Here is a 24,481-nt window from a genome sequence, read left to right as displayed (position 1 = left end):
GGTGAGAGCCACATTCACAACCTCGAGGACTCTCATGCACACTTCTGAGCCCCTGTCGTTTACCCCGATCAGCCCCCGCTACTTCACGGTTCGCCTCGTGCAACGTGCGATCTGGGCTGTGATCTACGTGGCGCTTAGCGCCGCTCTGCTGGGTGCGCGCTGGCTCTGGGAGTGGCAGATACCGCTGTGGGTCTGTTGGATTCCCGTCGCGCTCACCGCCGTCTGGCAGCTGATCGCGTTGGTGCTCACCGCTCGCTACGTTCGTTCCTGGGGTTACGCCGAGACCGAGACCCACCTGGTGATCACCCGCGGTGTGTTGGCCCGTAAGGTGACCACGGTTCCCTACGGCCGCATGCAGCTGGTGGACGTGACCTCCGGGCCGATCGAGGGCGCGCTGAAGCTGGCCAGCGTTGAGCTGAGCACGGCGTCCATGGGTACCGACGCCAAAATCCCCGGTCTTGAAACCGCCGAGGCCCAGCGTCTGAGCGAGGCGCTGTCTGCCCGCGGCGAGGAACAGATGGTGGGGATGTAAATGCAGAATCCCTCGATGGAGAACACCGAGACCTCCGCCCCGGGGATCGCCGAGGCGGATTGGCGCCGCGCACACCCCCTCTCGCCGATCACCCGCGTCTGGCTGGTTCTGGCGGTCATGATCTGGACGATCGGCAACGACCTCTCCGACATTCTGCGCAACAACGACGGCAACTGGTTGGCCGCACTGCGCGAATTCAAATTCTTCGGCTGGCAGCTGGGCCTGTGGACCTTGCCGCTGATCGTGGCCGCGGGCCTGTCGATCTTCCTCGCCTATTGCTACTGGGGATGGTTCTTTACCCGTTTCGCGGTCACGAGCACCGCCGTGCACCTGAAGATCGGCGGCCTCTTCAAGAAGCACCGCGTGGCTGACCTGCGTAAGATCCAGTCCGTCGACATCAACCGTCCGCTGTTGGCCCGCCTGCTGGGGTTGAGCGAGGTGCAGGTGGACGTCGCCGACGGCACCGAGACCGCGCTGAAGATCCAGTTCCTGAAGAAGGACGCCGCCGACCAGTTCCGCAGCGCTGTCTTGGCCCGCGTGCGGGAGGAACGCGAGGGGCTGGCCCCCGTTCATTCGCCGCAACATCAGGTTGCGCCGCAGCGACAGACCGAAGGGCAGCCCCAAGCCGCGCCACAACCTCAGGTCGAAATTCACGCGCAGAACGAGATCCAGCCTCAGCCCGCGCCGGATGATACCCAACTGGTGCAGTCTTATCTGGAGGCCGAAGACGAGAAGGCGGCGCGAGACGCCGAACCCGTCGAACTCTACCGGCTCTCGACGGGGCGGTTGATCGGTTCCATCCTCTTGAACCCTAAGCTGTGGCTCTACTTCGTGCCGTTATTGCTCATCCTGATCGGCTCGATCATGACCGCCGCGGAGCTGGGGTCTATTCTGCTGACGAATCTCGCCATTATCTTCGCCGTGGTCACCACCGTCTGGGCGCAGTTCAACGGCTCGTACAACATGCGCATCCTGTACGACCGAGAGGGCTTGAAGATCCGCCGAGGCATGACCAACACCCTCACCCAGGCGGTGCCCACCGGCCGCGTTCAGGCCATCCAAATCACCCAGCCCTTCACCTGGCGCTTCTTCGGCTGGTACACGGTCACCATGAACGTGGCCGGGTACGGCATGGCGCTCAGCGAGAACGAACAAACCCGTTCGACCCTGATCGTGGCCGCCACCGCCGACGAGCTCGCCGCGGTGTTGCCCTACATCATCACCGAACGCGGCGGAACGATGGCGGACTGCCGGCGACTCACCCACGTGCTGGCCCACCGAGACCCCCAGGGCGATTTCGAACCGGCACCGCGCGCTTCCCGCATCTTCGACCCCCTCAGCTTCCGCCGCAACGGGGTGGAGGTCGGCGAGAACTTCCTGCTGATCCGGCGTGGGGTGATCATCCACAAGCTGACCGTTCTGCCGCACGGCTGCGTCCAATCGACGCTGGTGCGCAGCGGCCCCTGGCAACAGCGCCGGAACCTCGCCAACCTGACCCTGCACTCGGTGGCCGGGCCGGTGACCCCGATAGCCAAGAACATCGACGTCCACCGCGCCCACGGGCTGGCCGCCCGCTACTGACCCGTTACGGGTCGAACCGAGCGGAACGATAGACTGAGCCTCATGCAATCCAGTCAACCAGCGCGCCTGGGCATCGGTGTGATCTCCGCGGGCAAGGTCGGGGCCGTTCTCGCGGCGGCCCTGCGGGAGGTCGGGCACGCCATCGTCGGTGTGCACGCCGTCTCCGAGGCGTCCCAAACCCGCGCCGAGGCACTCTTACCCGGCGTCCCGCAGCTGACGGTGCCCGAGATTGTCGAACGCAGCGAAGTCGTCTTGCTCGCCGTGCCCGACGACCAACTCGCCTCGCTCGTCACCGGTCTGGCCGAAACCGGGGCCTGGCAACAGGGGCAGATCGTCATCCACACCTCGGGCGCACACGGGGCCGGGGTGCTCGACCCCGCCCGCGAACGCGGTGCCATAGGTCTAGCCATCCACCCGGCCATGACCTTCACCGGCCTTTCCCTCGACCTCACCCGCCTCAAACAATGCAGCTTCGCGGTCACCGGGCCGGCCCCCTTCCTGCCCATCGCCCAGGCGCTCGTGGTCGAGATGGGCGGAGAACCCGTGCATGTGGCTGAGGGCGACCGGCCCCTCTATCACGCGGCCCTCGCCCACGCCGCCAACCACCTGACCACCATCACCGGGCAGTCGCTACAGGTGCTCGAATCCCTCGGTCTGCCCGACCCTGCCCGCTTCATCGAACCCCTGCTCCGGGCGTCCCTCGACAACGCGCTCGCCAGCGGTGAGAACGCACTCACCGGGCCCGTGGCTCGAGGCGACGCCCACACCGTGGCCGCCCACCGCGAACAGCTGGCCGGATACGCCGCCGAAGAAGATGCCCCCGACATCGGGGATGCTTACGTGGCCCTGGCCGAGGCCACCGCACGCCGCGCCCACCGCCGCGGCGCGCTGACCGACGAGGCCTTACACGAGGTGCTTTCGGCCCTGCGCGGTGCAAACGGCTAAAATATCTCTCGGACCCGTAACCATGAAAGGACAGTCCATACTGTGACTACTAGTCCCCACATCGTCACCTCAGTCGATGAGCTCCAGAAGAAGGTGCGCAAGGCGCTGAAGCAAGCGCAGGTGCAGCTGAACGCTCAGGCGACCGACGACGCCCGTCCGAGACACTCCACCCTCGGTTTCGTGCCGACCATGGGAGCCCTGCATGACGGCCACGCCCAGCTGATCCGCCGTGCCCGCGAACAGAACGACGTCGTCGTCGTCTCCGTCTTCATCAACCCGTTGCAGTTCGGCCCCGGGGAAGACTTCGACCGCTACCCCCGCACGCTGGAGGCGGACGCCGCGCTCGCCGGTGAGGCCGACGTCGACTTCATCTTCGCGCCCACGGTCGAAGAGATGTACCCCGACGGTGAACCCGCGGTGCGCGTCAGCGCCGGAGAGATGGGGACCTTCTTCGAGGGAGCAACCCGCCCCGGCCACTTCGACGGTGTGCTGACCGTAGTGAACAAGTTCTTCAATATCCTCAAGCCCGCCGCCGGCCGTCACCTGGTCAACGCCTACTTCGGGCAGAAGGACGCCCAGCAGCTGGCGCTGGTGCAACGGATGGTCGCCGACTTCAACCACTCCGTGACCATCAAGTCGGTCTCCATGGTGCGCGAAGACAACGGCCTGGCCTACTCTTCCCGCAACCAGTACCTCAGCGACGAGCAGCGTGAACAGGCCCTGGTGCTTTCACGCACACTGGCGTTGTTGCGCGAGCAGATGATCGCCAAGGGCCCCGAGAACTTCGACCTGAGCGCGGCCCGAGAGCGCATCGACTCCGCCGAGGGTGTGCGCCTGGACTACCTCGAGATGGTCGACCCCACCACCTTCAAGGCCCCCACGGCCGATTCCACTCGGGTGTTGGGCCTGGTGGCGGCCTATGTGGGTGAAACTAGACTCATCGACAACATGGAACTACTCTGACCGGTTTTTACCTTCGCAAACTTCGATAGGCTTTACTTCGTGACTACTAACGAGAAGGGCGCACAGGCCCACAACGCAACAATTTCCGATATGTCCGAACAGATGCAGATTCGCCTCGATAAGCGCGCGAAACTGATCGAATCTGGTCGCGAAGCGTACCCGGTGGGTGTGCCCGTCACTCATACCATCGAGGAGATTCGTAGCAAGTGGGGTCACCTCGAGGCCGACGAGGTCTCGGGTGAGGTCGTCGGTATCGCCGGACGCGTAGTCTTCGTGCGTAATACCGGCAAGCTGTGTTTCGCCACCCTTCAGCAGGGCAACGGAACCCGCATCCAGGCGATGATCTCGCTGGCTGGCGTGGGTGAAGAGTCCCTGGCCGACTGGAAGGCCCTGGTCGACCTGGGCGATCACGTGTTCGTGCACGGCGAGGTGATCTCCTCACGGCGCGGCGAACTGTCGGTGATGGCAGACGAGTGGCAGATGGCGTCCAAGTCGCTGCGCCCGATGCCGACCCTGCACAAGGATCTCAACGATGAAACCCGCGTTCGTCAGCGCTACCTCGACCTCATGGTGCGCGATGAAGCCCGCGAGCTGGTGATCAAGCGCGCGAAGATCACCCAGACCGTGCGTGACGTTTTGAACAAGCACGGTTACATCGAGATCGAAACCCCGATGTTGCAGCTGGTGCACGGTGGCGCGACGGCTCGTCCTTTCGAAACGCACCTGAACGCTTTCGACCAGGACATGACCCTGCGCATCGCGACCGAGCTGTTTCTCAAGCGCGCCGAGGTCGGCGGCATCGAGCGCGTGTACGAGATTGGGCGCGTGTTCCGCAACGAAGGCATCGACTCCACCCACAGCCCGGAGTTCACCACACTCGAGTGCTACGAGGCCTACGCCGATCAGTTCGTGATGGCCAAGCGGATGCAGGAGATCATCATGGCCTGCGCCGAGGCCCTTGACTGCTATGAGATCGAGACCGAGAAGGGCACTATCGACCTGCGCGGCGAGTGGAAGTGGCTGGCCGTGTACCCCGGTCTCTCGGAGGCCGTGGGGCAAGAGATCACCCCCGAGACCTCGGCTGAGACCCTGCGCGAGATTGCAGCCAAGCACGAGGTGCCGGTCGATCCGAAGTGGAACGCCCAGAAGCTGGTGATCGAGCTCTTCGGCGAGATCGTCGAGCCGACCCTGATCAACCCCACCTTCGTCTACGATTACCCGCCGTTGGCGCAGCCGCTGGCCCGCCCGCACCGTTCGGAAGCGGACGTCATCGAGGCCTGGGACTTGATCATCGGCGGCATGGAGCGCGGCACCGCGTTCTCCGAGCTGATCGACCCGGTGATTCAGCGCGAACGTTTGACCGAGCAGTCCAAGCTCGCCGCCGGTGGCGACGACGAGGCGATGCAGTTGGACGAAGACTTCCTGCGCGCGCTGGAGCACGGTGCCCCGCCGATGGGCGGTCTGGGCCTGGGTATCGACCGACTGATCATGCTGTTCACCGGTGTGGGTATTCGCGAGACTATTCTGTTCCCGCTCATGAAGCCTGAGGCAGAGTAAAGGTTTTATCTGACGCTGTGCGTACCGGTAACGGTGCGCACAGCGTTTTTGTGCTCGCCGCGCTATGGTGTGGAGAGGACGTGAGAGAAAGAGCTAAACGATGGACTATCTGATTGCCCTGATACCGCCTATTTGCGCGGGTATTGTGCTGTATTTTGTATTGCGGTGGATCAACCAGGCCGACCGCACCGAGCGAGAGACTCAGCAACGGTTGCAGGACGACGCTGCGGCTTGGTACGAAGAGGTTAAGGCTTCAAAAGGCACCCGCGATCCCTTTGGTCAAAAGCCCGATAAAAAGCGTAAGTAGCTAAATTTCAAAAAAGTTTCTTGCCGGTATCTTCTCAATTTTATGCTTTTGTGTTTTTATTGATACTATCTTGCTATCAAATAAAAGTGATCACCCCTCCTTGCCGTGATCGTAGGTCGGGGCGGTTTATCTGAATTCACTACACGACAAACGTCGCTTTATGTGAATGGGAAGAAAAGAGGAGAGCCAGTGGCTCAAAAGGTTAAGATTATTCTTGAAGATGACCTCGACGGCGGCCCCGCAGAAGAGACCGTTCGCTTCGGGTTAGACGGCGGAACTTACGAGATTGACCTCTCGACCGCTAACGCGGCTCGTCTGCGTGACGCTATCCGTCCCTTCGCGGCAAAGGCTCGCCGCGTGCAGGGCGCCCGCACTCCCGGTCGTCCGGCGGGTTCGCGCAACACCGGCGCAACCAAGCGCAATCCCGATACCGCGGCGATTCGCAAGTGGGCTAAGGACAACGGTTACGAAGTTTCGGATCGTGGCCGCATTCATCAGGACATTCAGGATAAGTACTACGCCGCTCAGAAGGCCGAAAATTAAATACTTATCATCGCGTTATTAAACCGATATAACAAGAAGACCCTCCCACGGAGGGTCTTCTTTTTTAAATGACCAGTCCGTGAAGTCCCGGAGATCGCCGGTGTGATGCATCGAACTTCGGGAAAATGAACATTGTGGGTCATTATGTTGTTTAAGTTGACATCTGGCGCCTGGTTGGGTGTGAAATCCGGGTGAATATGTGGCTACGTCATAAACATTGTGCAACGGGATAGCGCGCAGTGCGGTGCCCCCGCCGACAGAGACCTCTCGGGCGTCTTTCACCGCGTGCGAACAGTGCCCATGAACCCCCGAATTCCGCGTAACCTTTCATACAACGTTAGATGTGTAAGGAGTGTTCAATGTTTGAACGATTTACTGACCGTGCGCGGCGCGTGGTGGTTTTAGCGCAGGAAGAAGCCCGCATGCTCAATCACAATTACATCGGCACGGAACACCTCCTGCTGGGTCTGATTCACGAGGGTGAAGGCATTGCCGCTCGCGCGCTGGAGTCGCTGGGTGTGACCCTGGCTTCGGTGCGTGAACAGGTTGAAGACATTATTGGCCCGGGCTCGCAAGCCCCCAGCGGCCACATCCCCTTCACCCCGCGCGCCAAGAAGGTGCTGGAGCTGTCGATGCGAGAGGCAATCCAGCTCAACCACGGTTACATCGGCACTGAGCACATCTTGCTCGGCATGGTGCGCGCCAACGAGGGTGTGGCTAACCAGGTGCTCACCAAGCTCGGCGCAGACGCAGGCAAGGTTCGCGAGACCGTCACCGATATGATCTCCGGTTACCCCGGCAACGGTGAGGGCAAAGAGACCGCTGGCGTGGGCGCCGGTAACTCGAAGGAAGGCACCCCCGCCGGTTCCGCCATCCTTGATCAGTTCGGCACCAACCTCACCGCCGCCGCCCGCGAGGGCAAGCTCGACCCGGTGGTCGGCCGCCACTCCGAGATGGAGCGCGTGATGCAGGTGCTCTCGCGCCGCACCAAGAACAACCCCGTGCTCATCGGCGAGCCCGGCGTCGGCAAGACCGCCGTGGTCGAGGGCCTGGCGCAGGCGATCGTTCACGGCGATGTTCCCGAGACCCTCAAAGACAAGCATCTCTACACCCTCGACCTGGGCTCGTTGGTGGCCGGTTCGCGCTACCGCGGTGACTTCGAGGAACGCCTGAAGAAGGTGCTCAAGGAGATCCGCACCCGCGGTGACATCATCCTGTTCATCGACGAGATTCACACCCTGGTGGGGGCCGGTGCCGCCGAGGGCGCCATCGACGCCGCCTCGATTCTCAAGCCCATGTTGGCCCGCGGTGAACTGCAGACCATCGGTGCTACCACGCTGGATGAGTACCGTAAGCACATCGAAAAGGACGCCGCCCTGGAGCGTCGATTCCAGCCGATTCAGGTGGAAGAACCCTCGCAGGACATGGCGGTGCAGATCCTCAAGGGCGTGCGCGACAAGTACGAAGCGCACCACCGTGTCTCTATCTCGGACGAGGCCCTCGAGGCCGCCGTGAACCTCTCGGCACGTTACATTTCGGACCGCTTCCTGCCCGATAAGGCAGTGGACCTGATCGACGAGGCCGGCGCCCGCCTGCGCATCAAGCGCATGACCGCGCCGCCGGAGATCAAGAACCTCGAAGAGCGCATCGGCAAGCTGAAGTCCCAGAAGGACGAAGCCATCAAGAACAACGAGTTCGAGAAGGCCGCCGAACTGCGCGAGAAGGAACAGAAACTCACCGCCGAGAAGGCCGAGCACGAGAAGGCCTGGCGTGAAAACGGAGACGCCTTCGGTGAGGTGACCCCCGAGGTCATCTCCGAGGTGCTCGCCGCGTCCACCGGCGTTCCGGTGTACAAGATCACCGAAGAAGAATCCGGCCGCCTGCTGCGGATGGAAGAAGAGCTGCACAAGCGCGTCATCGGCCAGGAGAACGCGGTCAAGGCGCTCTCCCGCGCGATCCGTCGTACCCGTGCGGGCCTGAAGGACCCCAACCGCCCCGGTGGTTCGTTCATCTTCGCAGGCCCCACCGGTGTGGGCAAGACCGAGCTGGCGAAGTCGCTAGCGGAGTTCCTGTTCGGCGACGAGTCGGCGCTGATCACCCTGGATATGTCCGAGTACCAGGAGAAGCACACCGTTTCACGTCTGTTCGGTGCCCCTCCCGGATACGTTGGCTTCGAAGAGGGCGGCCAGCTCACCGAAAAGGTGCGCCGCAAGCCGTTCTCTGTGGTGCTCTTCGACGAGGTCGAGAAGGCTCACGCAGACCTGTTCAACTCCCTGTTGCAGATTCTGGAAGACGGCCGCCTGACCGACTCCCAGGGCCGTGTGGTGGACTTCAAGAACACCGTGATCATCATGACCACCAACCTCGGTTCCCGCGACCTGGCCCGCAAGGTTCCCGTGGGCTTCCAGTCCACCGGCGACGTCTCGGGAGACTACGAGCGCATGCAGCACCGCGTGATGGAGGACCTCAAGGAGCACTTCCGCCCCGAGTTCCTCAACCGCGTGGACGACATCATCGTCTTCCCGCAGCTGTCGGAGAAGGAGATCCTGCAGATCGTGGATCTCTTCGTCGGCCGCCTCGCCAAGCGTCTCGCGGAGCAGGACATGAGCATTGAACTCACCAACGCCGCGAAGATCCTCATGGCCTCGAAGGGTTACGACCCGTCCATGGGTGCTCGTCCGTTGCGCCGCGAGATGCAGCGCAACATCGAAGACCAGCTCTCGGAGAAGATCCTCTTCGGCGAGATCAAACCGGGTGAGAAGATCACCGTGGACGCCGAGGGTGAAGGTGAGGACGCCAAGTTCACCTTCTCCTCGAGCCCCATGACCGATCTCGAGAAGTCGATGGACTTCTCGGCGTACGAGTCTGATGACGAGTCGGTTCCCGCTGAACCCGAGGCACAGGCGCAGAATGACGCCGCCGAGTCGCAGGCAGTAGCCGAAGACTCGGGCCGTGAACACGATCAGTCGGTGGCCCAGGAGCTGCCCCGCACTGACGGCGACCAGTTCTAGGCTGTAGCCAGCTATTGACATGAGGCACCCGGTACTTTCTGTACCGGGTGCCTTCTGTTGTAAGGTGAGCGGCATGGAATCCCCAGCTCTCGTGATCCGACCGGCCGCCGTCCACGACGTTCCGATGATTGAAGCCCTGGTGGAGCCGCTGGCTTTGCAGGGAGTTCTGCTTGCCAAGGACCGCGTGGTGTATTACGAGTCGGTCCAAGAATTTCTCATCGCCGAGCGCACCACGGCTACCGGTACCGAGGTCGTCGGGTGCGGCGCTCTACATGTGATGTGGCGAGATATCGCCGAGATTAGGACGCTCGTTACGTCTCCGTCTGCCCGTGGCACCGGGGTAGGGCATCGGCTCGTGCAAGAGCTGTTAGAGCGGGCGCGCACGATCGGTGTGAAGCAGGTGTTTTGCCTGACCTTTGAGGTGGATTTCTTCCGCAGACAGGGTTTTCGGGTGCTCGAGAAACAGTCTCAGTTGATTGATCCTGAGGTCTTCATGGAGTTGTTGCGTTCCCACGACGAAGGCGTGGCCGAGTTTCTCGATTTGGCGCGTGTCAAGCCCAATACCCTAGGCAACACCCGTATGTTACGGGACCTCTGAGAAGGGTGCTGCGGAAGTCATCGGGCCGGTTATAGAGAGATCAGGTCACCCTCGCGTCGAATCAAGCCGTCCGTCGCAAGGGAGGTCAGGCAACGCTCCAATTGCTCGGCGGGTGAATTGAGCTTCACGAGTTTTTCCAGGGCGGGTACGGCCTCGGCGCGATAGCGTTGGGCTGCCTTACCGCCCGAGAGCAGTACTTCGGAGTGGACCGGACCGGTGGATTCACGCAACACGGCCATTATTGCCCCGCGGAGTTGGCGGTCCGTTCCGGCCCATTCCTGGCCTTTGGGCTGGTACTCGGGCTCGGGGCGTCCTGCGGCGATCCACGCGCATTTTTCTTGAACCGGGCAGGCCTCGCATTTCGGCGACTTCGCCGTGCAGATCAGCGCGCCGAGTTCCATGGTGGCGGCGTTCCAGGTGACCGCTTCGCGATCGTCTGCGGGCATGAGTTCGTTGGCGAGGCGGGTCTCCGCGGCGGTCAGCGACTTGGCGGGCAAGGCTTTGCCAGACACCGCTCGAGCGAAGACGCGGCGGATGTTGGTGTCGATGACGGTTGCGCGGTGGCCGAAGGCGAAGACGGTAATCGCCGCCGCGGTGTAGCTGCCTACTCCGGGTAAGGCCAACAGGGTCTCGTAATCTTCGGGGACCTCACCGCCGTGTTCTTCGACGATGGCGGTGGCGGCCGCGTGCAGACGCAGTGCGCGTCGCGGATAACCGAGGCGCCCCCAGGCTCGGATGACCTCTGCGGTGTCTGCGGCGGCCAGGTCTGCGGGGGTGGGCCAGCGTTGCATCCACTGCTCCCAGATGGGCAGTACCCGCACCACCGGTGTTTGCTGAAGCATGAATTCGCTGACCATGACCGACCATCCGGTGCGGTCGTCGGCGCGCCAGGGAAGGTCTCGAGCGTGGGCCCGGAACCACTGGTTTATACGCCGATGCAGGTATTCTTTGAACGCTTGATCTTCAACCACATGGAACACTTTAACGAAGTGTCATGACGCTGGCGAATGGGTTACTGTCAAGCTCATCCACCCGGTACTCTATAAGCATGTCTGTTTCTGCTGATCATTACGAAGAAGAGCCCTTCGACGAGGGCCCCTACGACGACGAGCCCACCCCCGCTGACTACCGCCGTCGTCGCATCATTGCTTTGATTGCTACCCTGTTGCTCTTGCTCCTGCTGATTTGGGGCATTACCTCCCTGATTCGCGGCCTGACCGGTGGCGGTGACGACAACAAGAACGACGACGCCGCCGGCGCCGCGACGTCCTCTTCTGCAGCGCCCTTTAGCGACTTCAGCGATCGCGCTTCGGAGTCTGCCTCCGCGTCTCCATCGACGGACCCCTCGGCGAGCCCTTCCTCCGAGGCTTCCTCGGATCCTTCGGCTAGCGCTTCGGAATCCGCCGACCCCGCCGCTTCGGAGAGCGCTTCTGCTGCGGCGAGCGACTCGGCTTCCGCTACCGAATCGGCTGAACAGACCCCGACCGCTACCGAATCGGCTGAACCTACTCAAGCTGCACCCGCCACCCCGGTGGCCTGCTCCGCGGCCGACCTGAAGGTTGCCGTGAGCGCCGATAAGGAGGGGTACGCAGCTGGCGAGAACCCCGCTTTGGCTGTGACCTATACCAACACCTCGGGCAACCCGTGCAACCTCGGTGGTCAGGACGCACAGCCGGTGGATGTGAACATCACCTCCGGTTCGGCTCAGGTCTACAACTTCGCCCAGTGCCAGAAGGCAGAGGCCCCCTCGGGTGAGCTGGCCGCAGGTCGTGCAGACACCAAGGTCATCACCTGGGATCGCAAGATCAACGCCCTGGGTTGCGGAAACACTCAGGACATCCAGCCCGGTTACTACTGGGCCACTGCCACCGTCAATGGCGTGACCTCAGAACCCGCGCGCATCATCGTCAAGGGCTAATCTTCTCGACTGATCGTCAGAACGAAAGGGCCGGTGCCACCAACTTCCCCGTTGGTAGCACCGGCCCTTTCATATTCTCGGCAACCGCGCGGTGGCTGAGAATTGTGTAATTACATAAATCCGTCGAGCATTGTCGTCTCGGCCATCCGAGCCAGCGACTCACGGATCACCTGAGCTCGTTGCTCGCCCACGCCGTCCACGGCGCGCAAGTCGTCGATACTGGCCGCTATCAAACACTGAACGCCGTCGAACTGGGCAACCAGGCGGTCGACGATGGCACCCGGCACAGACTTGATGCCGGAGAGCAATCGGTACCCGCGCGGGACTATCGGCATATCCAGATCGTGCGGGTCGAGATTGATGACCTGGGCGATCGTGGCCAGATCGACGATGTCTTTGTCTTCGAGGGTAGACAGCGCCTGCACCCCGGCGAGCACGGCGTCCTCAAGCTCTTCGCTGGGGGCCGGCAGGTAGTCGCGAAGAATGACGTTGGGGTCCGGCAGCTCGGGGGTGTTGAGTTCCTCTAGTTGCAGCTTGACGAGTCGCCCCGAGGTGCCCAGCTCCAGGGCGTAGTGATTGACCTCGGCGGAGATGCGGCGCACCATCTCCATGCGTTGCAGGGTGGTTAGCACGTCGCGGAGAGTCACGTCCGACTCGATCTCCAGCGCGGAGAGGTTGCTGAGCACCTGGTCGAGCCGTCGGGTATATGACTCGAGGGTCTGGATGGCCTGGTTGGCGCGGCTCATCAGCGTCTGGGTGTGCTCCACCGTGTAGCGGATGTCGTCAACATAGACCGAGATCATCGACATCGAGGAGCTCACGACGATCACCGGGAACCCGGTCTGCTTAGCGACGCGTTCGGCCGTGCGATGCCGAGTACCCGATTCGTGGGTCTCGATGGCCGGATCGGGCAGGAGCTGCACGCCCGCGTGGAGCAGGGTCGTGGCGTCCCGATCGCAGATGATCGCGCCGTCCATCTTGGCCAGCTCGCGCAGGCGGGTGGCGGAAAACTCGGTGTTGATGACGAACCCGCCGGACGTCATGGACTGCACCGTGCGGTCGCTACCGAGCACAATGAGCGCACCGGTGCGTCCCCGCAGGATCCTCTCGAGGCCTTCGCGCAGGTCGGTACCCGGAGCAATGCGGGCGATGGCTTTCAGCAACTGGTCGCTATATTGGAGTGGCACGGGTTCTATCCTATTACCTCCCCGGGGCCACCGGCCTGCGGAAAACCGCTGATTACTTGCCAGATTGCGGGAAGAGCAGCGCCAGAGCCTCCGGGAGCGAGGCCACCTCACGCACCGTAACCCCGGCCGGAACATCCCCCACACCCTGCGGCGAGGCGGGTGCGATCACGTGCGTGAAGCCCAGCCGCGCCACCTCGGCAATGCGCTGGCGAATGCCGGGGACGGCGCGCACCTCACCGGCCAGGCCCACCTCGCCAAACACCGCCAGTTTGCGGGGGAGAGGCTTATCTTGCGCGGCGGAGGCCAGGGCCATGACGGCCGCAAGGTCGACGGCCGGCTCGGCGATCTTCACCCCGCCCACCGTCGAGATGTAGCAATCCAGCTTGCCCACGTTGAAGCCGGCACGTTTCTGGAGCACCGCCAGCAACATCGCGATGCGGTTGGAGTCTAACCCCGCGGTGGTGCGCCGCGGCTGCGGGGTGGCCGACTGATCCAACAGCGCCTGGATCTCGGCCAGCAGGGGGCGGCGGCCTTCCATCGTGACCGTCACGCAGGTGCCCGAGACCGGTCGAGGCGTGCGCGAGACGAAGAGCCCCGAGGGATCGGTGACCGCGGCAATGCCGTCTTCGTGCATGTCGAAACAGCCCACCTCGTCGGTGGGGCCGAACCGGTTCTTGATCGCGCGCAGCATGCGGATCGCCGAGTGCTTATCGCCCTCGAACTGACAGACCACGTCTACCAGGTGTTCCAGGAGCCTCGGCCCGGCGATCGTGCCCTCCTTGGTCACGTGCCCGACCAGCAGGGTACACATATTGCGGTTTTTGGCCGCGGTGATGATGGACGCGGCCACCTCGCGCACCTGCGTGACGCCGCCGGCGCTGCCCTCCACCTCGGTGGAGGCCAGGGTCTGTACCGAGTCCACGACCAGCAACGAGGGATTGACCTGCTCGATGTGGGCCAGCGCCACGCCCAGGTCGGTTTCGGCGGTGAGGTACAGGGTCTCGGCCACCGCGCCGATGCGGTCGGCACGCAGCTTCACCTGCGCCGCCGACTCCTCGCCCGTCACGTAGAGAACGCTCCGCTGGCCCGAGCGCGCACCCGGTGCCGAGGAACGCGCGAAGGTGGCCGCAACGTCCAGCAGAAGCGTGGATTTGCCGACTCCCGGCTCACCGGCCATGAGGATGACCGCACCGGGTACTAAACCGCCGCCGAGCACCCGGTCAAACTCGGGGTTTCCGGTGGACATGTACTGCGCCACGGTCGAATCGACCTGGGCGATCGGTTTGGCGGGAACCTGCACGGAGGCCGCAGCGGTAGTCTTGGCCACCACCGGGCCGCCGGCTTCCTCGACCGTGCCCCACTGCTGGCATTGGCCGCAACGGCCCACCCACTTGGCGGTCGTCCAGCCGCACTCGGTGCACTTATAGACGTTGGCGGATCGCGATGATTTACGAGGACTCATAGTCTCATCGTAGGGGTGGGGTATGACATTTTAGGCCCATCTGAGCCCACAGCGATCAGCGCTCTTCAGATTCTTCGGAGTTCTTGGCGTTCTTGGGGTGCGATCGGCTGCGTAGCACCACGTTCAACGCGCGGGTATCGTCCGGAGCCAGCTGCTCTTGACCGTCGATCCGGCTGAGTTGACTGGTGCGCGGGGCGTGTTCGGTCATGCCCTCGCCCAGCGGAACCAGGTATTCCATGGCCTCCTCGTGGCTCAACCCGGTCGCCTCGAGCAGGTCGATGACCATCGGCCGCAGCAACAAGATGAGCGACTCCCCCTCCAAGGTACGCACTCCCATGAGGGACGGTTCGAGCACCTGGGCGATTTCACCCAGTTCGTCGCGCACCTGCCGGCGCATAGAGAAGCGTTCTTCTTGGTCGGGTGTGGCCGCGGCTTCACCGAGATCGGAGACGCACGAAGAGAGCTGTTGCAGGGTTTTCACAATGGAATCGATAGCCGGCTTGCCCAGTTGCACGTTCTGAACCGTAGAGACCATGCGGCGGTTGAATACTCTGATGTTGCGGATGGACAGGTCGATGGACCCCAACGAATTGCCCAGGTCTCGCAACTCGGCCTTGTGGTTTCGCCCCACCACAGACAATTGCGCCAGGCCCTTGGCGGTGACCACTTCGTTCTGGGCGGCCGTCACCAGCGGTTGCAGATCGCGGGCGCCCTCGAGGGCTTTCTGACACTGGTTTTCGCTATAGGAACGTAAGGCTTGCGCAGACTCTGTCAGGGCGTTGCTGTAGGTGCTCATCAGTTTTCGGGTGCGGGATCGCGGTAGCACGCGCGGATCGCGAGGGAAGATGAACATGACCAAGAACGCCGCGATGCCGCCGACGATGCCGTCCACACTGCGCGCGAAGGTGCCCACCGAGGTGGGCTCCATGAGCACCACCAGCGCCGATTGCAGGCCCATCTGGATGGTGAAAAGCATGCCGCGGTCTAAGAACCGGGCTAACGATACCGAGATCAGCAAGACCACCGCCGCCTGGAAGGTGCCGCGACCCAGCAGGTGCATCAGGCCGTCGCCCACGAGAATCCCCAGGGTCACACCGAGGGTGACTTCGAGGATGCGGCGGGAGTGGGTGGCCCCGCGGACGTACCCGAGAGAGACCACCGCCGCGGTCGCCGCGAAGATGGGCTCGGGATGGCCGAGGACGTCCCTGCAAAAGGCATATGCCCCCACCGAGGCGAGCACGATCTGAAGGGACTGCAGGAACCCCTCGCGGACCCGCGTAAAACCGGCTTTGGATTGGTTAATAACCTTGCGTTTGAGGGGCATCACATGGTCAGAGAGCGGCATGTTTTTAGTTTATGCCACGGATATCGGGAACGTGTCGTGAAGCCGTTTTATTCGTCGGGCAGAGTTAACGTTCCGTTAATCTGTGTGCACCAATCAGGCTACCTTGCCTGCATAGAGTCATTTGCACATGCGGCGATCGAACTATGTTCTTCGATTGACAGGTACAACGCATTCAAAAACATCAAGAGCGCCGCAGGTGCTCTCGCACCAGGCTCGTTGAAAAGGACATTCTTTTGAAGACTAAGGCATTCGCAAGCGCAGGATCCCTGGCACTCATCGGTATGCTGGCACTCTCGGCATGCGGTTCCGATAACGCAACCGGCGAGAACTCGTCGTCGTCGAACTCCGGTTCCGACTCCCAGGTCTCCGGCACCCTGAAGGGCATCGGTGCTTCTTCGCAGAAGGCAGCCATCACCGCGTGGGAGGCCGGCTTCGCGTCCGCCAACTCCGGCGCAAACGTACAGTACTCCCCGGATGGCTCGGGTGCAGGCCGTAAGGCACTGCTGGCGGGTGCAGCTGACTTCGCAGGTTCTGACGCTCACCTGAAGCCCGAAGAATATGAAAAGTCCAAGGAAGTTTGTGGCCCCAACGGCGCCATCAACATCCCGGTTTACATCTCCCCGATCGCAGTGGCATTCAACCTGCCCGGCGTCAAGGATCTGAACCTGGACGCTCAGACCACTGCCAAGATCTTCAAGGGTGAAATCAAGACCTGGAACGATCCGGCTATCAAGAAGCTCAACGAAGGCGTTGACCTTCCCGATACCAAGATCACCGTGGTTCACCGCTCCGACGACTCGGGTACCACCGAGAACTTCACCGAGTACCTGAACAAGGCTTCGAACGGTGCCTGGGATAAGGAAGCTGACGGCACCTGGCCCGAGGCTTACGCTGGTGAATCCGACAAGGGTACCTCGGGCGTTGTGAAGACCACCTCCGGCACCGAAGGCGCCATCACCTACGCTGATGCCTCCGCTATCGGTGACCTCGGCAAGGCCAAGATCAAGGTCAACGACAGCTTCGTGGAGCTCTCTCCCGAGGCCGCCGCTAAGACCGTTGAGATCTCCGAGCGCAAGCCCGGTGGCAACGAAAATGACATGTCGATCGACATCAACCGCACCCCGGAGGAATCCGATGCTTACCCCGTCGTGCTCGTTTCCTACCACGTAGTCTGCTCCGGTTACAAGGATCAGGCTAAGGCCGACCTTGTCAAGGCTTATGAGAAGTACGTAGTCTCCGAGCAGGGTCAGCAGGACGCCGCGGATGCAGCATCCTCGGCTCCGCTGACCGACGCCCTGCGCAAGGATGCAGAGAAGGCCATTGACTCCATCGAGGTTGCTAAGTAAACCCCTTAGCTGAACGGTGTGACCGAGTGACTGTTCATAGCCACTTGGTCACACCGTTGAGTCATGTTTAGACGCTTCAGGTCATCATCGCTCTCAATCTGCCCACTAGAATCGAGATTCCATAGTGACCACCCATATGAATCGTCCTCAGCACCTGCCATCTTCGGGGCCTGAAGACGACACTAAAAATAGCAAAAGGCACAAGGCTACGATGTCAATTTCTACTGATACGCCCACCGGGCCCGCCTCCCGCACCTCGAAGACGAAGGATCTTCCCAGCGTCGGTAACCCCGCCGCAGATAAAATCTTCTCGGGAATCTCACTGACCGCCGGTGTCCTCATCCTTGCAGTGCTGGCCGCAGTCGCTATCTTCCTGATCGCGCAGGCTATGCCGGTGTTCACCGCGGATCCTTCGGAACTCTCCGAAGGTAGCTTTCTCAAGTACATCTACCCGCTGGTGATCGGAACCCTGATCGCTTCGGCCATCGCGTTGCTTCTGGCAACTCCCATCGGCATCGGTGTAGCACTGTACATCTCCCACTACGCTCCCCGTAAGTTCGCCCGAGCAGTCGGTTATGTGATCGACTTGCTGGCCGCGATCCCCTCGGTCATCTTCGGCGCCTGGGGCGCTTCGGTTCTGGCACCGAAGATCGTGCCATTCTACGACTGGCTCGCTCAATACTTCGGATGGTTGCCGATCTTTGCTGGCCCCGCTTCGCAGACCGGCAAGACCATCCTGACTGCCGGCATCGTGCTGGGCATCATGATCCTGCCGATTATCACCGCGATGTGCCGCGAGATCTTCATCCAGACCCCGGTACTGCAGGAAGAGGCCGCACTGGGATTGGGTGCCACCCGATGGGAAATGATCAAGATGACCGTGTTCCCGTTCGCCCGCACCGGCATCGTCTCCTCGGTGATGCTCGCTCTGGGCCGTGCCCTGGGTGAAACCATGGCCGTGACGCTGGTGCTGGCCAGCGGCCCGCTGACGGCTTCGCTCATTCAGTCCGGTAACCAGACCTTTGCGTCGGAGATCGCGCTGAACTTCCCCGAGGCATACGGCATCCGCATGTCCGAGCTCATCGCAGCTGGTCTGGTGCTGTTCATCATCACCTTGATCGTGAACGTAGCAGCTCGCATCATCACCAGCCGCTACAAAGAATTCTCAGGAGCTAACTAATGAGTGTGTCCACCGCATCTAAATCAGCGAACACCTCCTCGCGCCTGACCAGCGGCCACGCACCCAAGTGGCTGATACCCGTCATCGGTCTGGCGGCGATTGTGCTGGGTGCTGCGGCATCGGCGCTGATCGGGTTTTCCATTGCAACCTGGGTGTTGTTCGCAGCCATCATCTTCTTGATCGCCGGGCCGCTCGCCATCACCGCGATCGAGGGTAAGCGCAAGGGAAGCGATAGCTTTGCTCGCTTTCTCGTCTACGGCGCATTTCTGGTCGCGCTCATCCCGCTTATCTCGGTGCTCTACACCGTGCTCGCCAGGGGCATCCCTGGCCTGAGTGGCAACCTGTTGTTCACCTCGATGAACGGCATCACCGGTGTGCACGACAACAAGGCAGCCCAGGGCGCCGGTCCCGTACTCGGCGGTATCTACCACGCCGTCATCGGTACCCTCGAGATCACCCTGTTGGCGACCCTCATCTCAGTGCCGATCGGTCTGCTGACCGCGATCTACCTGGTGGAATACGCCAACGGTAAGTTCCTCGGGAAGGCGATCACCTTCTTCGTGGACGTGATGACAGGTATTCCCTCCATCGTTGCGGGTCTGTTCGCGGCGTCCTTCTTCGTGATGGTCACCGGCGACCCGTCGAAGCGTATGGGCCTGGTGGCCGCCGTGGCGTTGTCGGTGCTGATGATCCCCACCGTGGTTCGTAACGCCGAAGAGATGCTGCGCATCGTTCCGAACGAGCTGCGTGAAGCGTCCTACGCGCTGGGCGTGCGTAAGTGGCGCACCATCATGAAGGTCGTTATCCCCACCGCTATCTCCGGTATCGCCTCGGGCGTGACCTTGGCGATTGCCCGCGTGATCGGTGAGACCGCTCCCATCCTGGTGACCGCCGGCTTCGTCAACTCCATCAACTGGAACGCGTTCTCCGGTTGGATGGCCACCCTGCCGACCTTCATCTACTACCAGATCATGAACCCCACCAGCCCCACCGCTGCGGCAGTCTCTGAGACCCGCGCCTGGGCGGCCGCGCTGGTGTTGATTCTCATTGTGATGATCCTGAACTTGATCGCCCGCGCGATCGCCAAGTTCTTCGCTCCTAAGACCGGTCGCTAAATCTCATTGCTGTGGCGGGTGCGGATTCGCCAACAACGCTGAACGCACGCTACGCGATTCGCTTGCTCTCAGGTGCTCGCGAGCTCGCACCCGCGGCGCTCATCCCGAGCCAGTTGGCTCACCCGCTCCCGCCACTGCAGATTAGCCACCACTCCAGCCTAAAGACTTTCAGAAAAGGAACAAACCAAGTGTCTAAGCGCATCGATGTTGAAGACCTCAACGTGTACTACGGCGACTTCCGCGCAGTGGAAGGCGTGAATATGTCCATCGAGCCCCGCACCGTCACCGCCTTCATCGGCCCCTCCGGTTGCGGTAAGTCGACCTTCCTCCGCACCCTGAACCGCATGCACGAGGTCATCCCTGGCGCACGTGTGGAGGGCAAGGTTCTGCTCGACGGCGACGATCTGTACGGCAAGGGCGTAGACCCGGTGGTCGTGCGTTCGCAGATCGGTATGGTCTTCCAGCGTCCTAACCCGTTCCCGACCATGTCTATCCGCGAGAACGTGCTGGCCGGTGTGAAGCTGAACAACCGCCGCATCTCCCGCACCGACGCCGACGATCTTGTCGAGTCTTCGCTACGCGGCGCAAACCTCTGGAACGAGGTCAAGGATCGCCTGGATAAGCCCGGTTCGGGCCTCTCGGGTGGTCAGCAGCAACGTCTGTGCATCGCCCGCTCGATCGCGGTCAAGCCCGATGTGATCCTCATGGACGAGCCCTGTTCGGCGCTCGACCCGATCTCGACCCTGGCCGTTGAAGACCTCATCAACGAGCTCAAAGAGGAATACACCGTGGTCATCGTGACCCACAACATGCAGCAGGCCGCTCGCGTCTCCGACAAGACCGCGTTCTTCTACATCGAGGGCACCGGCAAGCCCGGCAAGTTGGTCGAGTACGCTCCGACCCAGGAGATCTTCAACAACCCTAAGCAGAAGGCCACCGAAGACTACGTCTCGGGCCGCTTCGGTTAAACCGAACCCTGCATCACGCGGCGCCACCGCGAGCGACTTCAGGTCGTTCCCGGTGGCGCCGCGCGTTTAATCCCCTGCCGTGCGCCTGTGGGAGAGTTTTCGCCGCTGAAGTGGCGATTTGAGGGCCGGGGGTGCAAAATTGAACAGTGTTCAAAAAATCTGCCCCCGCCGAGTTGGTGGCCCGCGATCGCGGCCTGCTCTGGCACCCCTACGCGCCGCTGAACTCCCGGCCGCTCTACGCGGTCACTGATGCCTACGCCAGCACCCTCGAGTTGCAGACCGAGTCCGGGACCACCCATCGGGTCATCGACGCCATGAGCTCTTGGTGGTGCCAGGTGCACGGTTACCGTCATCCGGTGCTCGACGCGGCGCTGTATGAGCAGAGCCGTCGCTTCAGCCACGTCATGTTCGGGGGGCTCACGCACGAACCTGCGGTCGAACTGGCCGAGCGCCTGGCCGATCTGGCACCCGGCGATCTCAATCACGTCTTCCTCGCCGACTCGGGGTCGGTCTCGGTGGAGGTCGCTCTCAAGTTGGCCGTGCAATATCAGGCCGCCCGCGGGCGTACTGACCGGCGCCGCTTCCTCGCCCTGCGCGGCGGTTACCACGGAGATACCGTCGGCGCGATGGGCGTGTGCGATCCCGAGGACGGCATGCACGCCGATTTCGCGGGGTTGGTCAGCTCGCAAGTCTTCATTCCGCGCCCACCTGCCGCGTCCTATGACATCAACACCGACAGCTGGACGGTCGACGAGGTCGCCCAACAGCGGTGGGAGCAGGCCGCCGCGCAGACCATCGAATCCCACGCCGCCGAGTGCGCCGCTGTCATCCTCGAGCCCGTGGTGCAGGGCGCCGGTGGCATGCACATCTTCCACCCTCGCTGCCTGCGGGTACTGCGCGAGCTGACTACTGAACACGGGTTGCTGTTGATCTTCGATGAGATCGCCACAGGCTTTGGACGCGCCGGCCGGCTCTTCGCCGCCGAGTGGGCCGGCGTCGTCCCCGACGTGATGACGGTGGGCAAGGCGCTGACCGGCGGGTACCTCACCCAGGCCGCCGCGATCGTGAGCGCGCCCGTGGCCGAGGTGATCAGCGGTTCGAAGTTCCGGGCGCTGATGCACGGGCCCACCTTTATGGGTAACCCGTTGGCCTCCGCGACAGCCTGCGCCTCCCTTGATCTGCTCACCGGCAATCGCGCGGCGGGGGAGCAGCCGCATGCCCCCGACTCCCGGTGGGAACACAGCGTTCCGCGTCTGCATCGGGCCCTGCACCGTAGCCTCACCCCGTTGAACTCGCTGTCGGCGGTGCGAGAAACGCGCGTGCTCGGTGGTATCGGGGTGGTCGAGCTTGACCGGCCGGTGGACGTGCCCGCCGTGACCGCCGCCGCCATCGAGGCCGGCGTGTGGGTGCGTCCTTTCCGAACGCTGATCTACACCATGCCCACCTATATCTGCACCGATGACGAGGTCGCCGCAATCGGCTCCGCGATAGGCACCGCCGTGGAGAAGGTGTACGGGCCATGAGCTACCCCGCGCCGTTTGTGAAACTCATCGGCCGCCGCATGCAAGCCTGGGAGGCCCGGGGCCTTACGCGCGAGACGACTCCGGCCACCGGTTTACTCTGCGACCTGGCCAGCAACGATTACCTGGGGTTGACGGCCGATCCGCGCGTGGGCGAGGCGGCGATCACCGCTGTGGAACGATGGGGAACCTCCGCCCGGGCCTCCCGGGTGGTCGGTGGAACCACCGCGATCCACACCGAGCTCGAAGGTCGCCTGGCCGAACTGAGCGGGTGCGCGGCGGGGTTGGTTTTCTCCAGCGGATACACCGCGAATCTGGGTGTACTGGCCGCACTGACCAAGCCCTCCACGCAGGTCGTGATGGACGCCCACGTGCACGCCTCCCTGCACGACGCCGCCGCCCTGGCCGGCGTCCGCACCGCACTCTTTCCGCACCAGGATCTCACCGCGGCCGACCGGATGTTGGCGGAAAGCTCGGCCCCGCACAAGATACTCGTGGTCGAGGGCGTGTATTCGGTGCTCGGGGACGCCGCCGACCTGGCAACCGCCCACGAGATCGCCCTGCGCCACGAAGCCCTCCTCATCGTCGACGAGTCCCACTCGATCGGCGTGCTCGGGCAGGGTGCGGGGGCGGCCCGGGCCAGCGGGATCGCCGGTTCTCCCGCGGTGATCGTCACCGCCTCCCTGGGTAAGGCGCTGGCCTCCCAGGGCGGGGTGGTGCTGTGCACCGGGCCCGTGCGCGAGTACCTGGTGAACTTCGCGCGCACCTTCATGTTCGATACCGGGGTGGCCCCGGCCTCTGCCGCCGCGGCTCACGCGGCCGCCGGGATTGTGCAGGACGAGGGCCAGCGGCTGACCGCAGAGCTGCGGGAAAACGCCGCGACCATCTGCGCCGCCCTGCATCTGGAGCCAGCCGCCGCGGCAGTGCAGTCGTTGGTCTTCCCCGGCACCTCGGAGCAGGCTGCGCACGCCGCGCACACTCTCCGTGCGTGGGGCATCGGGGTGGGATGTTTCCGCCCGCCCTCCGTTCCCGACGGCCGCGCGCGGTTACGCTTCACCGCCACCGCCGGGGTAGACCGCGCCACACTGGCCAGTGCCCTGGAAACTGTGCGGGACGTCCTCGCGAGCGTATCCTCGGACGACCGCGCACCGGCCCAGCCCCTCAGCACCACCGGCGAAAGGACAGCATGAACACCCACGGTTCCCCCGGCGGTTGCCCCGTCTCTCACCTGCACGTTGAGCGCTCCACCCTCAGCGAGAGCTTCGTGCCCGTGGGGCAATCCGACCCCTATCTGCACGTCCGTGAGGTGCATCAGATCAAAGAGGTGCTCAGCGACCCCGAGGCGTTCCTGCCCGATAACGCGCTACGGGCGGTGACGAGCTTCGAACCGGCCACCCTGCGCGTGCTCGCCCGCTACGGCTTTGCCCTGCCCGAGGTGTTGGCCAGCGCCACCGGCCAACTCCACCGGGACGTCCGCGCCGAGGTAGCGCGCTTTTTCACCCCGCCGAAGGTGAGGCGGCAAGAAGATTTGGTGCGAACCCTGACCCGCAACTTTCTCGACACCGCCCCGAGAACCGGCACCTTCGACCCCGACCTGCCGGTGTTCCACACCGTCACCGTCGCGCTCATGGCGTGCTTGACCGGATTGGACCGTGCGGATTTCCTGGCCGTGGGGCTCACCGAAGAAGAGCTCGCTCAGGCCAGCCTCGACTCCCTCGAACTCTTCTGGGGCTGGCCAGATCCGCAACGGCAGGAGGAGCTCGCCCACCGCGCGGGCCGCTTCTACCGGCGGCTGCGGCAGCTGGTAGAGAACGCCGCCGACAACCCGGACGTGCTCTACACCCGGTTACTACGCCGCGGCATCGACAAGCGGCGGGTGATCTCCCTGGCCTATTTCCTGGTGATCGCCGGGCAATTCACCACCGCCCTGCTGCAGAAGAACGTGCTGTACAGCGTGCTCACCGGCTCCCACGGTATTGACCTCGCCGACTGCGTGGACTCCGAACAGGCCAACTCCGCGGTGCGGGCCGTGCTCGCCACCGACTCCTCGGTGCCCACCTGGCGTCGGATCGCCGGTGCTAACGCCAGCCTGGGCGGAGAACCGGTGGCCCCGGGAACCGAGATCCTGCTGGAACTCAGCACCCGCCGCGGCTGCGAACAGGGATCGTTCTCGCTGGCCTTCGGGTGGGGTATCCACCGCTGCCTCGGTGCGTACCTGGCCGAAAGCGAGACCACCTGGGTGATCCACGAGATAGCGCTCTGGGCTCGCGAGAACCGCGTGAACCTGCGCCTGGAGAACGAGCCCCGCTGGATCGACCTGCTTTCCTACCGCGCCCCGGAGCCGCTACGCATCGGCCTTTACCCCTCACCGCAACCTGTGAACGAGACACCGTGAAAGAAACC

The 24,481-nt window shown here is 63.1% G+C and carries 21 protein-coding genes; 17 read left to right on the top strand and 4 right to left on the bottom strand.

The window, feature by feature from the left end; genetic code table 11:
- Window positions 1–34 precede the first annotated feature (34 nt).
- From VVR12_RS06095 to VVR12_RS06055, 9 genes are all read left to right on the top strand, one after another.
- Window positions 35–532, top strand: a complete 498-nt coding sequence (locus VVR12_RS06095; RefSeq protein ID WP_368550273.1) for a PH domain-containing protein — start codon at window positions 35–37, stop codon at window positions 530–532.
- Window positions 533–2,113 (top strand): PH domain-containing protein, encoded by a 1,581-nt coding sequence (locus VVR12_RS06090; protein ID WP_368550272.1) that lies wholly within the window; start codon window positions 533–535, stop codon window positions 2,111–2,113.
- 42 nt (window positions 2,114–2,155) lie between these two features.
- Window positions 2,156–3,058: a Rossmann-like and DUF2520 domain-containing protein gene (locus VVR12_RS06085; protein ID WP_368550271.1), complete on the top strand. Its 903-nt coding sequence runs from the start codon at window positions 2,156–2,158 to the stop codon at window positions 3,056–3,058.
- 42 nt (window positions 3,059–3,100) lie between these two features.
- Window positions 3,101–4,021 (top strand): pantoate--beta-alanine ligase, encoded by a 921-nt coding sequence (gene panC, locus VVR12_RS06080; protein ID WP_409349886.1) that lies wholly within the window; start codon window positions 3,101–3,103, stop codon window positions 4,019–4,021.
- 90 nt (window positions 4,022–4,111) lie between these two features.
- The gene (gene lysS / locus VVR12_RS06075) at window positions 4,112–5,578 is read left to right on the top strand and encodes a lysine--tRNA ligase (protein ID WP_368550486.1); all 1,467 of its coding nucleotides are present in this window, start codon (window positions 4,112–4,114) and stop codon (window positions 5,576–5,578) included.
- A gap of 100 nt (window positions 5,579–5,678) precedes the next feature.
- Window positions 5,679–5,885, top strand: a complete 207-nt coding sequence (locus tag VVR12_RS06070; protein ID WP_368550270.1) for a hypothetical protein — start codon at window positions 5,679–5,681, stop codon at window positions 5,883–5,885.
- Window positions 5,886–6,074: 189 nt separating this feature from the next.
- Window positions 6,075–6,428: an Lsr2 family protein gene (locus VVR12_RS06065; protein WP_368550269.1), complete on the top strand. Its 354-nt coding sequence runs from the start codon at window positions 6,075–6,077 to the stop codon at window positions 6,426–6,428.
- Window positions 6,429–6,787: 359 nt separating this feature from the next.
- Window positions 6,788–9,439 (top strand): ATP-dependent Clp protease ATP-binding subunit, encoded by a 2,652-nt coding sequence (locus tag VVR12_RS06060; protein ID WP_368550268.1) that lies wholly within the window; start codon window positions 6,788–6,790, stop codon window positions 9,437–9,439.
- A gap of 73 nt (window positions 9,440–9,512) precedes the next feature.
- Entirely contained in the window at window positions 9,513–10,037 is a 525-nt protein-coding gene (locus tag VVR12_RS06055) for an amino-acid N-acetyltransferase (protein WP_368550267.1), read from the top strand.
- A gap of 29 nt (window positions 10,038–10,066) precedes the next feature.
- Here the strand turns inward: VVR12_RS06055 and VVR12_RS06050 are convergent, their stop codons facing one another.
- A complete protein-coding gene (locus VVR12_RS06050) occupies window positions 10,067–11,008 on the bottom strand; it encodes an A/G-specific adenine glycosylase (protein WP_368550266.1) in 942 nt (313 codons plus the stop codon).
- A gap of 77 nt (window positions 11,009–11,085) precedes the next feature.
- Here VVR12_RS06050 and VVR12_RS06045 point away from each other — a divergent pair, with 77 nt between their 5' ends.
- Window positions 11,086–11,955: a hypothetical protein gene (locus VVR12_RS06045; RefSeq protein WP_368550265.1), complete on the top strand. Its 870-nt coding sequence runs from the start codon at window positions 11,086–11,088 to the stop codon at window positions 11,953–11,955.
- A gap of 110 nt (window positions 11,956–12,065) precedes the next feature.
- On the opposite strand, the gene disA is transcribed toward VVR12_RS06045, so the two are convergent.
- Genes disA through VVR12_RS06030 form a run of 3 tightly spaced genes read right to left on the bottom strand, consistent with a single transcriptional unit; the run spans window position 12,066 to window position 15,949 of the window.
- On the bottom strand, window positions 12,066–13,142 hold the full coding sequence (disA, locus tag VVR12_RS06040; protein ID WP_368550264.1) for a DNA integrity scanning diadenylate cyclase DisA: 1,077 nt from the start codon (window positions 13,140–13,142) through the stop codon (window positions 12,066–12,068).
- 52 nt (window positions 13,143–13,194) lie between these two features.
- Window positions 13,195–14,604, bottom strand: a complete 1,410-nt coding sequence (gene radA, locus VVR12_RS06035) for a DNA repair protein RadA (protein WP_368550263.1) — start codon at window positions 14,602–14,604, stop codon at window positions 13,195–13,197.
- A 55-nt stretch (window positions 14,605–14,659) separates the two neighbouring features.
- Window positions 14,660–15,949 (bottom strand): aromatic acid exporter family protein, encoded by a 1,290-nt coding sequence (locus VVR12_RS06030; protein ID WP_368550262.1) that lies wholly within the window; start codon window positions 15,947–15,949, stop codon window positions 14,660–14,662.
- 233 nt (window positions 15,950–16,182) lie between these two features.
- Between VVR12_RS06030 and pstS the strand changes: the two genes are divergently transcribed.
- From pstS to VVR12_RS05995, 7 genes are all read left to right on the top strand, one after another.
- Entirely contained in the window at window positions 16,183–17,295 is a 1,113-nt protein-coding gene (pstS, locus tag VVR12_RS06025; protein ID WP_409349885.1) for a phosphate ABC transporter substrate-binding protein PstS, read from the top strand.
- Between the two features lie 211 nt (window positions 17,296–17,506).
- On the top strand, window positions 17,507–18,475 hold the full coding sequence (gene pstC / locus VVR12_RS06020) for a phosphate ABC transporter permease subunit PstC (protein ID WP_368550261.1): 969 nt from the start codon (window positions 17,507–17,509) through the stop codon (window positions 18,473–18,475).
- Window positions 18,475–19,590: a phosphate ABC transporter permease PstA gene (gene pstA / locus VVR12_RS06015; protein WP_368550260.1), complete on the top strand. Its 1,116-nt coding sequence runs from the start codon at window positions 18,475–18,477 to the stop codon at window positions 19,588–19,590. Before pstC ends, pstA begins: the two co-directional genes overlap by 1 nt.
- A gap of 188 nt (window positions 19,591–19,778) precedes the next feature.
- The gene (gene pstB / locus VVR12_RS06010; RefSeq protein ID WP_368550259.1) at window positions 19,779–20,558 is read left to right on the top strand and encodes a phosphate ABC transporter ATP-binding protein PstB; all 780 of its coding nucleotides are present in this window, start codon (window positions 19,779–19,781) and stop codon (window positions 20,556–20,558) included.
- Window positions 20,559–20,704: 146 nt separating this feature from the next.
- Window positions 20,705–22,081: an adenosylmethionine--8-amino-7-oxononanoate transaminase gene (bioA, locus tag VVR12_RS06005; RefSeq protein WP_368550258.1), complete on the top strand. Its 1,377-nt coding sequence runs from the start codon at window positions 20,705–20,707 to the stop codon at window positions 22,079–22,081.
- Complete coding sequence (locus VVR12_RS06000; RefSeq protein ID WP_368550257.1) at window positions 22,078–23,268, top strand: aminotransferase class I/II-fold pyridoxal phosphate-dependent enzyme; 1,191 nt, start codon at window positions 22,078–22,080, stop codon at window positions 23,266–23,268. Before bioA ends, VVR12_RS06000 begins: the two co-directional genes overlap by 4 nt.
- A complete protein-coding gene (locus VVR12_RS05995; RefSeq protein ID WP_368550256.1) occupies window positions 23,265–24,473 on the top strand; it encodes a cytochrome P450 in 1,209 nt (402 codons plus the stop codon). The genes VVR12_RS06000 and VVR12_RS05995 overlap by 4 nt, the downstream gene beginning before the upstream one ends.
- The last annotated feature ends 8 nt before the right edge of the window (window positions 24,474–24,481 follow it).

The sequence above is a fragment of the Rothia sp. LK2588 genome (assembly GCF_040946465.1).
Classification (GTDB): Bacteria; Actinomycetota; Actinomycetes; order Actinomycetales; family Micrococcaceae; genus Rothia.
This window is presented reverse-complemented; position numbering and strand designations above follow the sequence as displayed.

Coding starts and splice junctions, on each gene's coding strand:
- VVR12_RS06095 (WP_368550273.1), top strand. CDS start 35: ATGCACACTTCTGAGCCCCTGTCGTTTACCCCGATCAGCCCCCGCTAC.
- VVR12_RS06090 (WP_368550272.1), top strand. CDS start 533: ATGCAGAATCCCTCGATGGAGAACACCGAGACCTCCGCCCCGGGGATC.
- VVR12_RS06085 (WP_368550271.1), top strand. CDS start 2,156: ATGCAATCCAGTCAACCAGCGCGCCTGGGCATCGGTGTGATCTCCGCG.
- lysS (WP_368550486.1), top strand. CDS start 4,112: ATGTCCGAACAGATGCAGATTCGCCTCGATAAGCGCGCGAAACTGATC.
- VVR12_RS06070 (WP_368550270.1), top strand. CDS start 5,679: ATGGACTATCTGATTGCCCTGATACCGCCTATTTGCGCGGGTATTGTG.
- VVR12_RS06060 (WP_368550268.1), top strand. CDS start 6,788: ATGTTTGAACGATTTACTGACCGTGCGCGGCGCGTGGTGGTTTTAGCG.
- VVR12_RS06055 (WP_368550267.1), top strand. CDS start 9,513: ATGGAATCCCCAGCTCTCGTGATCCGACCGGCCGCCGTCCACGACGTT.
- VVR12_RS06045 (WP_368550265.1), top strand. CDS start 11,086: ATGTCTGTTTCTGCTGATCATTACGAAGAAGAGCCCTTCGACGAGGGC.
- radA (WP_368550263.1), bottom strand. CDS start 14,604: ATGAGTCCTCGTAAATCATCGCGATCCGCCAACGTCTATAAGTGCACC.
- VVR12_RS06030 (WP_368550262.1), bottom strand. CDS start 15,949: ATGCCGCTCTCTGACCATGTGATGCCCCTCAAACGCAAGGTTATTAAC.
- pstC (WP_368550261.1), top strand. CDS start 17,507: ATGTCAATTTCTACTGATACGCCCACCGGGCCCGCCTCCCGCACCTCG.
- pstA (WP_368550260.1), top strand. CDS start 18,475: ATGAGTGTGTCCACCGCATCTAAATCAGCGAACACCTCCTCGCGCCTG.
- VVR12_RS06000 (WP_368550257.1), top strand. CDS start 22,078: ATGAGCTACCCCGCGCCGTTTGTGAAACTCATCGGCCGCCGCATGCAA.
- VVR12_RS05995 (WP_368550256.1), top strand. CDS start 23,265: ATGAACACCCACGGTTCCCCCGGCGGTTGCCCCGTCTCTCACCTGCAC.